Source organism: Actinokineospora sp. NPDC051303 (genome assembly GCF_055586285.1).
In genome coordinates, this window is the sequence record NZ_JBVJIN010000005.1 from 230,488 (window position 1) to 243,243 (window position 12,756).

Here is a 12,756-nt window from a genome sequence, read left to right on the forward strand (position 1 = left end):
TGGACAACTTGGGGTCAGATCGCGGGTGGGGCGCGGAGATTGTCGGTGCCCTGGTGCAAGCTGGAGGGGGCTGCGCTTTCCCGGGAAAGGGACGACCCCCGCCAGGGGGGAGGGGCGGGGGTCGTCAGAGGTTCAGTCCCGGGGGGTCGGACTGAACCGTCCCGGCGCGAGGCCGGGTATGGATACTGTATCCCCTCCGAGCGGTTACTTGGCTACATACAGCTGAAGACACCCCTGCCGAGTTCTACCGTGCTCCGTACGTCGGCCGCCGCCCTGCGCCATACGGTCCACTCGACGCTCCTATGCTGGCCGAGTGACCGACTCTGGCAGACCCATCGACCCGGCCGCTCCCGGTCGGGTCGCGGCCTTCTTCGACTTGGACAAGACGGTCATCGCCAAGTCCAGCACGCTGGCGTTCAGCAGGCCGTTCTTCCAGAGCGGGCTGATCAACCGGCGTGGCGTGCTCAAGAGCGCCTACGCCCAGTTCGTCTTCGCCTCCTCCGGCGCCGACGCCGACCAGGTGGAGCGGATGCGCGCGCACCTGACCTCGCTCTGCGCGGGATGGGACGTCGGGCAGGTTCGCTCGATCGTCGAGGAGACCCTGCACGACATCGTTGACCCGCTGGTCTACGCCGAGGCCGCCGAGCTGGTGGCCGAGCACAAGGCCGACGGGCACGACGTGGTGGTCATCTCCGCGTCCGGCGAGGAGATCGTGGCCCCGATCGCGGAGATGATCGGCGCCACGCGCAGCGTCGGCACCCGGATGGTGTCCGTCGAGGGCCGCTACACGGGTGAAATCGACTTTTACTGCTATGGGGTGAACAAGGCGGTCGCGATCCGCGAACTGGCCGACCAGCACGGCTACGACCTCACGGCGAGTCACGCTTACTCCGACTCAAGCACCGATCTGCCGATGCTGGAGGCCGTGGGCAGGCCGTCCGTGGTGAACCCGGACAAGAGTCTGCGCAAGCTCGCGGCCGAGCGGGACTGGCCGGTGCTGACCTTTTCCAAGCCGGTGTCGCTGCGGTCGCGGTTCAACGCGCCGTCCGGGACCACCGTCGCGGTCACCGCCATCGGGTTGGGCGCGGTGGCGACGGCGGGGGCGGCTTGGTACGGGCTGCACCGCAAGCGCCGTAAGTGACCGGGACTTCTTACCCCATAAGGAAGAGCGCGTAGCCCTGACGGGTGGTGCCGGGATCCGGCCGGTTCGCGTAACCGGCCGCGCCGGACGCTCACTACTCGTCGCGACCGCCCCCATCCGAGGACTTGAACGGTGCACCCGAACGTGCCCTTGAAGTGACCTTCATCACTGAGTAGAAAGGAGGTGCGGACTTCGAGTCGGCCAGGGACGGAGCGAAGAGAAGCTCCAGTTCACCCCGAGCGAACTCCGTGCGCGAAGCACCGGGCACCCACGCGCAGCGCGCCGCGGGAGGCTTGTCGTCAAGGGACTGCGTACCGGGACGCCGGACGCCGAGGCCAGGTAGGTACGACTCAAGTTGCACGCTTGGTAACCCGAGTGACTCGCGCCGATGGTTTTGGGCGGTTCAGCTCTTCGGAGCGGAACCGCCCAATCCATGTCCGGGACTTGTCCACAGCGGTTGTCCACAGCCCCGACCGGCCGCGTTGACCGCGCAGAGTGACGTGGGTAACTTCCCTAGTGACACTGATTTTCGGTGAAGAACCCACCTGGTCAACGAGGGAGGCCGTGGTGCCCGCTCTCCACTCCATCCACCGCACGTTGACCGTCACGGTGGCTACCATCGCCACCGTGGCGATCGCCGCGCTGGCCCTGCCCGCTCTCGCCCGGCCGGAAGCCACGGCGCCCGCGCCGCCCAGCGTCGACGCCGCTCTGCGGGCCTGGACCGAGAGCGTCCTGCGCGAGATGCCCCTTGAGCAGAAGGTCGGCCAGTTGTTCGTGGCCACCGTGTGGGGCAAGTCCGCCGACAAGGCCCACCCCACCAACCGCCTCCGCTACGGCGTCGACACCCCGGCCCAGGTGATCCAGCGCTACCAGGTCGGCGGCGCGATCTACTTCAACAACAGCGGCACCGACAATGTGGACAGTCCCGCGCAGCTCGCCGCGTTCTCCAACGGGTTGCAGCGCGCGGCCAAGGCCGTGGCGCCGCACCTGCCGCTGGTGATCTCGATCGACCAGGAGGGCGGCAACGTCACCCGGGTGGAGGCGCCCGCCACCGAGTACCCGAGCAGCATGGCCGTCGGCGCGAGCCGCAGCGCCACCGACGCCCGCACGCTGGCCACGATCAGCGGCCGCGAGTTGCGCGCGATGGGCGTCAACCAGAACTTCGCGCCGGTCGCCGACGTGAACTCCAACCCGCTGAACCCGGTGATCGCCGCCCGCTCGTTCTCCGCGCGGCCCGACCTGGTCAGTTCCTTGGTCGCCGCCGAGGTGCGCGGTTACCAGGCAAGCGGTAGGCCTACCGAGACTGTCTCGTCGTCGGCGAAGCACTTCCCGGGCCACGGTGACGCGGCTACCGACAGCCACACCGGCCTGCCCGCGATCACACGCACCGCCGAACAGTGGCGCGCCATAGACCTGCCGCCGTTCGCCGCGGCGATCGACGCGGGCATCGACTCGATCATGACCGCGCACATCCAGTTCCCCAGCCTCGACCCGTCCGGCGTTCCGGCCACGGTCTCCAAACCGATCATGACCGGGCTGCTGCGCGAGGAGCTCGGCTACCAGGGCGTGATCGTGACCGACTCGCTGGGCATGCAGGGTGTGCGGGAGATGTTCGGCGACGCCGAGGTCCCCGTGCTGGCGCTGGAGGCGGGGGTCGACCAGCTGCTGATGCCGCCCGACCTGAACCTGGCGAAGGAGTCGGTCCTCGCGGCCGTGCGCGCGGGCAGGCTTACCGAGCAGCGGATAGATGAGAGCGTCCGGCGAATCCTGGCGTTGAAGTGGAAGCGCGGCATCCTCACGCGGCCGTACGTCGATGAGCGAGCGGTGCCCGCGCGAGTCGGCACGGCCGCGCACAAAGAGGCGATCCAGAACCTCACCGACCACACGGTGACCGTCCTCCGCAACGACGCGAACATCCTGCCGTTGGCGTCCACCCCCGGGAAGGTGCTGGTCGCGGGGGTTGGCGACACGGTCACGCAGGCCAACTCGCCTAACGCGCTCGCGGCAAGCATCACGGCTCGCGGTTCGACCGTGACAGCGCTACCGACCGGCCTGAAGCCCACCGAGGCGACTATCGCGCAGGCGGTGACCGCAGCCCAGGACACGGATCTTGTCGTGCTGCTTACCAACAACCTCTCCGCCAACACCGCCCAACGGACCCTGCTGACCAGGTTGCTGGAGACCGGCAAACCGGTAGTCGCGGTCGCCGCCCAAGTGCCCTACGACGCGGGATTCGTGGACGCGCCGACCTGGGTGGCCACGTACTCCTGGCGGGCGGTCTCGCTGGAATCGCTCACCAAGGTCCTCTTCGGTGAGATCGCGCCCCAGGGCAAGCTGCCGGTCGACGTGCCGCTGGGCAGTGACCCGAGCACCATCCAGTACCCGTTCGACCACGGCCTGACCTGGTAGAGCGATGGACAGGAGACGGTTCCTCACCGCGTCGGCGCTGGCTGCCCCACTGCTGACCACCGCGGCCGCGGTTCCCGTGGCCGCCCAGCCGGATACACGGCGAAGTTCGGTGACGCCGGGGGCGGACGTGCTCGCTGGCCAGGGCTGGCAGGTTCTGGCAGGCCGCAGGGTGGGCGTGGTGTCCAACCCGACCGGGGTGCTGCGCGACGGCACGCACATCGTGGACTCGATGGTGGCGGCCGGGGTGGCGCCGGTCGCGGTGTTCGGGCCCGAACACGGCTTCCGGGGCACGGCCCAGGCAGGCGGCTCCGAGGGCGACTACCTCGACCCGCGCACCCGACTCCCGGTCTATGACGCCTACGGCGCGACAGCGGAGAAGCTGGCCGGGCAACTGGCCAAGGCGGGCGTGAACACGGTGGTGTTCGACATCGCCGACGTCGGCGCGCGGTTTTACACCTACATCTGGACCATGTACACGGCCATGCACGCTGCCGTCCTGACCGGGGCGGCGTTCGTCGTGCTGGACCGGCCGAACCCGGTCGGCGGCGAGGCGTTCGGCCCCACGCTGGACCCGGCTTACGCGTCCGGGGTGGGGCGGAAGGCGATAGCGCAGCAGCACGGCATGACCGTCGGCGAGCTGGCCAGGCTGTTCGACGCCGAGTTCCTGCCCGCCGACACCGGGGGCAAGCGCTTGCCGAGCTTGGAGGTGATCCAGGTCCGCGGCTGGCGGCGCGACGCGCTGTTCAGCGAGACCGGTCTGCACTGGGTGCTGCCGAGCCCGAACATGCCGACAGCGCAGACCGCACTCGCTTACCCCGGCACGTGCCTGTTCGAGGGAACAGTCCTCTCGGAGGGGCGGGGCACAACGCGGCCGTTCGAGATCGTCGCCGCTCCCGGCGTCGACTGGCGCTGGGCCGAGGAGCTGAACGGGCTCGGCCTGCCGGGCGTGCGGTTCCGGGAGCACTACGTCGTGCCGACGTTCGGGAAGTTCGCGGGTGTGGCCTGCGGCGGGGTGCAGGCGCACATCACCGACGAGCGCCGGTTCGAGGCGATCCGCACGGCCGTAGCGATGATCGTCTCGGTCCGGCGGACGCATCCGGCGGTGTTCGGCTGGCGGTCGGACCTGTTCATCGACAAGCTCTCCGGCTCCGCCCGGCTGCGCCGCATGGTGGACGCGGGCGCCGGTGTGGCCGAGGTGGTCGGGGCGTGGGCCCAGGAGCTGGGCGACTTCCGCGGGCGGCGGCAGCCGTATCTGCTGTACCGGTGAGGTGGGGACGATGGCCAGGAGAGTCCGACTGTCCGCCGCGCTCTTGGCCGTCGCGGTGTCGGTGGCGGGAAGCGCGGTAGCCGTGGCCCAGGTAGACGGGTCCGCCTCAGGTCGGTTCGACCGGCCGAGGGTCGGGTTCGCCCCGCCGACGACGGTGCTGCGCCCCGGCGCCCCGGAGTCCGTGGGGCTGGACGCCGCGCCGATCCAGGCCGCCGACGAGGCGATCACGCGGTGGACGCGGCCGGATCCGGCCACGGGCAGGCCGTTGTTCGCGGGCGCGGTCAGCCTGCTCGCGCACGATGGCGTGGTGGTCCACCGGGGCGTCGCGGGGCAGGCCGTGCGCTACGCGGACGCGGCGGGGGCCGAACTGCCCGAGGACCAGCAGACGCCGATGCGGGCGGACACGATCTTCGACCTGGCGTCGGTCAGCAAGCTGTTCACCTCGCTGGCGGTGATGTGCCTGGTCGAGGACGGGCTGGTCCGGGTCGAGGAGCGGGTGGCCGCCTACCTGCCGGAGTTCGGGGTGAACGGCAAAGCGGCCATCACCGTCGAGCAGCTGCTGACCCACACCTCGGGTCTGGAGCCGTTCATCCCGCTATGGCGGGACTGGCCGGACCGGCCCGCGCGGGTCAAGGCCGTGATGGACCGGGCCCCGGTGAGCACGCCGGGGACGAAGTACGTCTACTCCGATCTCAACCTGATCACTCTCGGAGTGCTGGTAGAGCGGCTAAGCGGTCAGCCGTTAGACGCGTTTACCGCCGAGCGCATAACCAAGCCGTTGGGCATGGGCGACACCGGCTACAACCCGCCCGCGAGCAAGCTCGACCGGATCGCGGCCACGGAGTACCAGGCCGTGCCCGCGCGCGGCATGGTGCGCGGGCAGGTGCACGACGAGAACGCCTGGTCGCTCGGCGGCGTCGCCGGGCACGCGGGGGTCTTCTCCACCGCGGCGGACCTCGCGGTGCTGGGGCAGGCGATCCTCAACGGCGGCGGTTACGGGCGCGCGCGCATCCTGCGGCCGGACACCGTGCGCGAGATGCTGACGAACTACAACACCGAGTTCCCGGGCAACGACCACGGTCTCGGGTTCGAGCTGTCTCAACGCTGGTACATGGGCGCGCTAACCGGCCCGCGGACAGCGGGACACACGGGGTTTACCGGCACCTCTCTTGTCCTCGACCCGGCGTCCCGGTCTATCGCGATCCTGTTGACCAACAGGGTGCACCCGTCGCGGTCGTGGGGTTCGGTCAACGTGGCGCGCGAGACGCTGGCGACCGGGCTGGCGCGGTCCCTGGCCGTCCGGCCGCGGCACGGCGGCGACGCCTGGCACGCCGGGTTCGGCAACGGGGCGACGGCGACGCTGGGCACGCCGCCGCTGGCGGGCTCGGGCACGCTGCGGGTCGACTTCGACGCCTTCATCGACACCGAGGCGACCGACCCGCTTGTCCTGGAGGCGAGCGCCGACGGCTCGACGTGGCGAACCGTGCCCGTTCGGGCGCACGGCCCCGGCGCTCCGGCGGGCGAACAGCCGCTGTTGTCGGGGTTTGGCCACCGTGGTTGGTGGAAGATCAACGCTTGGGTACCGGCAAGCGGACGAATCACGTTGCGGTGGAGATCAACTACAGATAGTCGCTACGCCGGAAGAGGGATCTACCTCGACGGAATCACGGTTACAGACGGTAGCCATTTGTTGCTCAGCGGTGAGAAAGAACCCCACCTGCTACGACCACAAGGGTGGGAAGTCAGAACTCGTTGACGATCAGACGCTAACAATGTGCGGTCGGGCGACGATTCGGTGAGCAAGCCCCCACCAGGGGCGACGGCGGTCGCGGACACATTTGGGTAGCGTTGCTGCCGGATGTGATGCGCCACCTTGTACTACCCCTTAACTGTTAGTAAGTTTCCCACGTGAGTGCGAGTCAAATGACAGCAGAACACAGCGAGTCAAGCCCGTTGGTCCGCATTCGCTCGCTCCTGCCGGGCCTGGCCCGCGCGGAGCAGCGGGTCGCCAAGGTCGTCCTGGAGAGCCCGCATACCGTCGCCCGCCGCAGCATCACCGAGGTGGCCGAGGCCGCGGGCACCAGTGAGACCACGGTGACCAGGTTCTGCAAGGCGATCGGCGTCGGGGGCTACCCCGAGCTGCGCATCGCGCTTGCCGCGGACACCGCGCGCTCCGAAGCCAGGGCCGACCGGGACCTCGGCGGCGAGATCGCCCCGGAGGACGACCTCAAGACCGTGGTCGGCAAGGTCACCTTCGCCGACGCCCGCGCCGTCGAGGAGACCGCCGAGCAGGTCGACATCGAGGTGCTCGGCAAGGTGGTCGAGGCGGTGGCCACCGCGGGCCGGGTCGACGTCTACGGGGTCGGCGCCAGCGCGTTCGTGGCCGCCGACCTGCAGCAGAAGCTGCACCGCATCGGCCGGGTGAGCTTCGCGTGGAACGACACGCACATCATGCTGACCTCGGCCGCGGTGCTCAACCCCGGCGATGTCGCGGTCGGCATCTCGCACACCGGCGCCACGGCGGACACCGTCGAGGCCCTGCGCGTCGCCCGCGAGCACGGCGCGACCACGGTGGCGCTGACGAACTACCCGACCTCGCCGATCGCGGAGGTCGCCGACCACGTGCTCACCACGGCGGCCAGGGAGACCACGTTCCGCTCGGGGGCGACGGCGAGCCGGATCGCGCAGCTCACGGTGGTCGACTGCCTGTTCATCGGCGTCGCGCAGCAGCACCTCGACCAGTCGATCCGGGCACTGGACTCCACCCGCGACGCGGTCGGCCCGCACCGGCTGGAGACCAGGCACGACGGCAGGCGCAAGCCTCGGGAGACCGGGAAGTGACCAGGGGTGCGCGGTTCCGCCACTCCAGGGAGGGGAACATCGGATGACCGTGCCACAACAGTCAGCACACGTGGACTCCCCCACCGAAGGGCGGAATCCGCGCACCACGGAGATCGACCGGATGTCCACCCTGGACATCCTGCGCGTGATCAACACTGAGGACCAGGTGGTCCCCGGCGCGGTGGCCGCCGTGTTGCCGCAGCTCAGCCGGGCCGTGGACGTGGCGACCGAGGCACTGCGGACCGGCCACCGCGTGCACTACGTCGGCGCGGGCACCTCCGGCAGGCTCGCCACGCTCGACGCGGCCGAGTTGTCCCCGACCTACAACGTGCCCGACGACTGGTTCCTCGTGCACCACGCTGGCGGCGCGGCCGCGCTGCGCAACGCGGCGGAGGGCGCGGAGGACGACCGGCTGGCGGGCGCGGCCGAACTGACCCGTGACGCCCGGTCCGGGGACTTCGTGCTCGGCCTGACCGCCTCCGGCCGCACCCCGTACGTCCTGGGGGCGCTGGCCGCGGCGCACGACCTCGGCGCGACCACCGCGCTGGTGTCGAACAACCCCGACGCGGCGCGCGCGCCCGGGGTCGACCTGCTCATCGCGCTCGACACCGGGCCGGAGGTGATCTCCGGGTCGACCCGGATGAAGGCGGGCACGGCCCAGAAGATCGTGCTTACCGCGTTCTCGACAGCCGTGATGGTCAAGATGGGCCGCACGTACTCGAACCTGATGGTCAGCATGCGCGCGACCAACGCGAAGCTGCGCGGCCGCAGCCTGCGCATCCTGCGCGAGGCGACCGGCCTGGGGCACCAGGAGTGCGCCGCGGCGCTGATGGACGCGCACGGCGACCTCAAGGTGGCCATGGTGCACCTGCTGTCCGGGGTGGACGCCCGGGCCGCGGCGAAGGCGCTCGCCGAGACCAGCGGACACGTGCGGCGCGCGCTCGGACTGCTCAACGTGCACGCCGTCTAAGCATGTCTTGTCCTAAGAGCACTACGCGGCTCTTGGCCTAAGAGAGTTAAGAGGCGGTGGCGGCGTCGGCGATGCTGGCGGCTTCCCGAGCGCCCGCTTCGATGGCCTCGCAGCAGAAGATGATCCACGCCGTCACGCCGTCACGGTCGCCGGAGGCGAAGGCCGCCGCGGCGGTGCGGTACTGGTCCTGGCGGCGCATGAAGGAAACCTCGGGGACCGCGAGGCCCTTGGGGTCCAGACCGGTGCCGATGAGGGTGAGCCGGGCCGCCGCGCGGGCCACGACGCCGTCCGCGGTGCCGAAGGGAGCCAGGGCCAGCAGTTCGCCGTGGACGACGGCGGCGATCACCGGACCGGGCGCCTTGGTGCCGCCCGCGACCAGGCTCGCGAGCAGGTCGAGCCTGCTGGTGACATCCGTTCCGGCGCGGGGCCTGCCCAGGGAATCCTCGTCGGTCAGGTCCGCGGCGGCCAGGACGTGCAGCTTGGCCAGGGCCTGCATGGGCGCGCGCTCCCAGGTCGGCAGCAGCGGGCCGAGGGCTTCTGCGACCCGCAGCGCGCCCGCGAGGACCGGGTCGGAGACCTCGCCGACCTCGGGAATCTCCGGGTCGCCGCCGTCGAGGACGGCTGAGGCGCGGGCGGCGCGAACCGAGGCCTCCGCCGAGGTGGCGGGCCAGCCGCGGCGGTTGGTGGGATGCCGGTGGACCTCGGCCACCGAGTCCCGGGCGGTGGCCACGGCGTCGCCGACGCCGGGGAGGTCGAGCAGCGGGGCCAGCGGATCGGTCACCTCGCGGACAGTACCCGGCAGCGAAGTGGCCTTCTCGAACTGCTCAGTAGTGGCCCTCAACGCAAGGCCACTTTCGGTTTACCGTCGTCGGGGTGAGCGAGTGGAAGCCGCTGGGAACGATGGAGGGCCGGTTCGTCCGGCTGGAGCCGCTGGCCGAGGAGCACGTGGCCGGGCTGCACGAAGCGGGCAAGGACCCGGACGTCTGGACGTGGCTCAGCGCGGGCAGGCCACGCGGCCTCGCCGACATGCGCGCCCAGGTGGCCGCCGCGCTCGCCGACCCCGCCCGGTTCCCCTTTGTCCAGTTCGACGCGAACGGTGAGATCGCGGGAACCACCTCTTACTACGACGTGGACCAACGCCATCGCGCTGTCTGGATCGGACACACGTGGATCGGCACCCGGTGGCAGCGGACGGCGCTCAACACGGAGTCGAAGCTGCTGCTCATGGCGCGCGCGTTCGACGAGTTCGGCGCGCTGCGGGTCGGGTGGCACACCGATGTCCGCAACGAACGGTCGCGGCGGGCGATCGAACGCCTTGGCGCGCGACAAGAGGGCGTGCTCCGCGCGCACCGAATCCGTCCAGACGGGACTCTTCGCGACACTGTCTGCTACTCGGTAACCGCGCCGGAGTGGCCTGCCGTGCGCGACCGGCTCCTCGGGAAACTGCGCGCCTAACTCGGGTCGTAGGTCCGCTCCCGCACGGTCCTGCTCGCGGAAACCGCGGCGGGCGGAGTGAGCCTGACCTGGTTGCGACCGCCGTCTTTGGCTTGCGCCAGCGCCTGATCGGCGTGCTCTTGCAGGGTCGCCAGATCGGTGCCGTGCTCGGGCGACAGCGCGATGCCGCCGGAGATGGTGAAGTCGCCCGCGAGTTCCGTGCGACCGCCCGCGGCCTTGGTCAACTCGACGGTCATGGACTCGACGGCGACCCGGATGCGCTCGGCGATCGTCCACGCGTCGGCGCGGGTCGTGCTGGGCAGCAGCACCGAGAACTCCTCGCCGCCCCACCGGCACACCAGGTCGTCGCGTCGGACACAGGCGCGCAAGACCCCCGCGAGCGCTTTGAGAACCTCGTTCGCGCCCAGGTGGCCGAGGCGGGAGTTGACCTGTTTGAACCGGTCCAGGTCGAACATCATCACCGCGGTCGGCCGCCGCCGCGCCTGGTCGGCGACCAGGGCGAGCGTCGCGGCTGGGTTGAACGCGCGCTGGTTGGCCAGCCCGGTCAGCGGGTCGTGCAGCGCGTCGACTTCCAACCGGTCGCGTTCCTGCTCCAACTGCTCGATGCGCTGCGTGTGCCGGGTGTAGCCGACGACGACTACCGACAGCGCGGCAAGCAGCAGTCCGTAAGCGACGCCCGCGCCCCACGCCGCGATCAGGCCGAGGCACAGGGTGATGGCGAGGTCGACGTTCTCCTTGCGGTTGCCCAGGATCGACACCCACGACCAGTCGCCGCGCAGGCCGCGCGCCACGCCGATGACGATCGTCTGCGCCGCGTAGTACGCCGCGAAGGCGCCGCCCACGGCCAAGGCCGCGCCGAGCACTTGGTCCGCGGCGATCGGCGCGCCGCGAATCCAGTCGTGCACCGGAGTCGCGGTGGCCAGCGCTTGGGCGGCCAGCGCTGAGGACGTAATGGCGAATGTGGTGAACAAATAGCGGCCAGGAGGCTTACGCGCGATGAAATAGCGGCGCAATCGGATGATCAACACCAGCGCGACCACCAGTGGCACCGGAAGCACGAACGCGCCCGCGCATGTCCACACTCCGGTGTGGTCGATATGCTCGCCCGCCAAGTGGGCGGCGCGGCGGCGTTCTTCCGCGGGCCGGGTGGCTTCCATGTGCAAGATCGCGAAACCGGTCAGCAATGCGAACAGCCGAAGCGACAAGGCGTCGGGAAATCCGCCTGCCAGGACTCCGACACAGGCCCAGACGAAGATCGCGATCTCGCTGGCGAGGATCCACCCGATGCCCGCGCGGGTGGTGTGCATGAACAGGTCGAGCGACCGCAGCCGCTCGCCGAGGGGCACGCCCACGAGGCGGCCGGGTCGGGGACTTGTCAGACTGGGCATTGTCCCCCTTCACGGCAAAGGGGAAACTGAATATGTTCCAGGTAACCGTGGCCGAGTCCGATCCCCCCGGACCCGAGAGAGAGGTACCCCCGTGCGGAACCGCGAGTACTGAGCCGAATGGCCGGGGCGCTCACGCCGGTCGTTGATTTTTCAGCAATCCGCACTCCCGAGGAGGAAGCCGCGATGCGCAACCGCGAGTACTGATCTTCCGTCATGCCACCGCCTCCTTCGGGACCGCCGACCTCCCCTGATGCCAGACGAAGCCTGCTACCACGCAGCCTATGGTCCCGAGCGCGCCTTCCCGCGCGACGGTCAGCGAAGTGAAATCGGCGATCGGGCCGATGAAGATCATTTCGCGGTGGCCAGTCGAGAACGGGATGAGCGTGGGCCGGGAACCACTCACCCGGCGAAACACACGCGCCCCGGCAACGGCGCCGGGCGGGTGGGCGGCGAGCGGAACCGACGCGCCGGGCCGGTGTTCCAGCGACGACACGGGGCCGGCCGCCGCCATAACGAGCAGTGACGATGTGGCAACCGTAGGCAACCGGCGGTCCGGATGGAGTAGTCCGGCCGCCGCGTTCGTGGCAACTTCTGCCGCCGTACGGGTGCACCTTCCGAATCGCAACACAGCCCCCAGGGGCCTGGCCAGCGCGGGCAGGCCGGTGTGACGGGCGCCGAGGAACCCCACCGCGGCGACACCGCCCGCCATACCGGCTACCCGTTGCGCGGTTAACCGCCAGCTGGCCAGGTAACCGTGCGGCCCATCACCGTTCGGCCGGAAAGCGCGCGCGGTTAGCGCTGTCGTCACGCTCTTAAAATCGACCAACGTGACCGGCGCCTCATTAACGCCGTGCGCGGAGCCGGACAGCGGTGAATCCCGAACTACACCACCCATCGTCAATCCCCCACTTGCGTCGGCTGCTCCGAGCTTGGCCCCACCGTCGACCACGGTACGTCTCTGCCAGGCTACTTTCCGGCGATTGAGTGGAGGGCAACCGAACGGAGCAGATGCCCCCCGATCGGGCGAATCTCCGGGCTGGCGTATTGGTCTGAACCAGGGGGTGGGCGGTCTGTCGAACGCGGGCTGTTAGCACTAGATTGCTCTGGCGATACACCGCCGCGCAGGACACCGAAGCCGCACACGCACCGAGGAGGTCACGTCCATGACCGAGCAGTCCGGTCAGAGCCCGACGCTGGACAACTTGTCGATTGAGCGGAGGGTGTTCGCGCCGTCGGAGGGGTTTGTGGCGGGGGCGAATGTGTCGGGTGCGGTGTATGGGGAGGC

The 12,756-nt window shown here is 70.0% G+C and carries 10 protein-coding genes; 7 read left to right on the plus strand and 3 right to left on the minus strand.

Going from position 1 to position 12,756, the window contains the following annotated elements; genetic code table 11:
• Nucleotides 1-313 precede the first annotated feature (313 nt).
• The 6 genes from ACZ6SD_RS06480 to murQ all read left to right on the plus strand — a co-directional run bounded on the left by ACZ6SD_RS06480 (nt 314) and on the right by murQ (nt 8,628).
• Nucleotides 314-1,141 (plus strand): HAD-IB family hydrolase, encoded by an 828-nt coding sequence (locus ACZ6SD_RS06480; RefSeq protein WP_465315876.1) that lies wholly within the window; start codon nt 314-316, stop codon nt 1,139-1,141.
• Nucleotides 1,142-1,708: 567 nt separating this feature from the next.
• Nucleotides 1,709-3,550: a glycoside hydrolase family 3 protein gene (locus ACZ6SD_RS06485; RefSeq protein ID WP_465315877.1), complete on the plus strand. Its 1,842-nt coding sequence runs from the start codon at nt 1,709-1,711 to the stop codon at nt 3,548-3,550.
• A 4-nt stretch (nt 3,551-3,554) separates the two neighbouring features.
• Nucleotides 3,555-4,817, plus strand: a complete 1,263-nt coding sequence (locus tag ACZ6SD_RS06490; RefSeq protein WP_465315878.1) for an exo-beta-N-acetylmuramidase NamZ family protein — start codon at nt 3,555-3,557, stop codon at nt 4,815-4,817.
• A 10-nt stretch (nt 4,818-4,827) separates the two neighbouring features.
• A complete protein-coding gene (locus ACZ6SD_RS06495) occupies nt 4,828-6,573 on the plus strand; it encodes a serine hydrolase domain-containing protein (RefSeq protein ID WP_465315879.1) in 1,746 nt (581 codons plus the stop codon).
• A gap of 167 nt (nt 6,574-6,740) precedes the next feature.
• The gene (locus ACZ6SD_RS06500) at nt 6,741-7,658 is read left to right on the plus strand and encodes a MurR/RpiR family transcriptional regulator (protein ID WP_465315897.1); all 918 of its coding nucleotides are present in this window, start codon (nt 6,741-6,743) and stop codon (nt 7,656-7,658) included.
• Nucleotides 7,659-7,701: 43 nt separating this feature from the next.
• Complete coding sequence (murQ, locus tag ACZ6SD_RS06505) at nt 7,702-8,628, plus strand: N-acetylmuramic acid 6-phosphate etherase (protein ID WP_465315880.1); 927 nt, start codon at nt 7,702-7,704, stop codon at nt 8,626-8,628.
• A gap of 46 nt (nt 8,629-8,674) precedes the next feature.
• Here the strand turns inward: murQ and ACZ6SD_RS06510 are convergent, their stop codons facing one another.
• Nucleotides 8,675-9,409, minus strand: coding sequence for a Fic family protein (locus ACZ6SD_RS06510; protein WP_465315881.1), 735 nt, complete (start codon nt 9,407-9,409; stop codon nt 8,675-8,677).
• 92 nt (nt 9,410-9,501) lie between these two features.
• Between ACZ6SD_RS06510 and ACZ6SD_RS06515 the strand changes: the two genes are divergently transcribed.
• The gene (locus ACZ6SD_RS06515) at nt 9,502-10,083 is read left to right on the plus strand and encodes a GNAT family N-acetyltransferase (RefSeq protein ID WP_465315882.1); all 582 of its coding nucleotides are present in this window, start codon (nt 9,502-9,504) and stop codon (nt 10,081-10,083) included.
• Here ACZ6SD_RS06515 and ACZ6SD_RS06520 read toward each other — a convergent pair.
• Both ACZ6SD_RS06520 and ACZ6SD_RS06525 read right to left on the minus strand, forming a co-directional pair.
• Entirely contained in the window at nt 10,080-11,471 is a 1,392-nt protein-coding gene (locus ACZ6SD_RS06520; RefSeq protein ID WP_465315883.1) for a GGDEF domain-containing protein, read from the minus strand. The two genes, ACZ6SD_RS06515 and ACZ6SD_RS06520, sit on opposite strands and share 4 nt — an antisense overlap.
• Nucleotides 11,472-11,682: 211 nt before the next feature.
• Nucleotides 11,683-11,982, minus strand: a complete 300-nt coding sequence (locus tag ACZ6SD_RS06525) for a hypothetical protein (protein ID WP_465315884.1) — start codon at nt 11,980-11,982, stop codon at nt 11,683-11,685.
• Nucleotides 11,983-12,756 lie beyond the last annotated feature (774 nt).

Bases quoted from the DNA above. Each gene is read 5' to 3' on its own strand.
- ACZ6SD_RS06490 (WP_465315878.1), top strand. From the start codon at position 3,555: ATGGACAGGAGACGGTTCCTCACCGCGTCGGCGCTGGCTGCCCCACTG.
- ACZ6SD_RS06495 (WP_465315879.1), top strand. From the start codon at position 4,828: ATGGCCAGGAGAGTCCGACTGTCCGCCGCGCTCTTGGCCGTCGCGGTG.
- ACZ6SD_RS06500 (WP_465315897.1), top strand. From the start codon at position 6,741: ATGACAGCAGAACACAGCGAGTCAAGCCCGTTGGTCCGCATTCGCTCG.
- murQ (WP_465315880.1), top strand. From the start codon at position 7,702: ATGACCGTGCCACAACAGTCAGCACACGTGGACTCCCCCACCGAAGGG.
- ACZ6SD_RS06520 (WP_465315883.1), bottom strand. From the start codon at position 11,471: ATGCCCAGTCTGACAAGTCCCCGACCCGGCCGCCTCGTGGGCGTGCCC.
- ACZ6SD_RS06525 (WP_465315884.1), bottom strand. From the start codon at position 11,982: ATGGCGGCGGCCGGCCCCGTGTCGTCGCTGGAACACCGGCCCGGCGCG.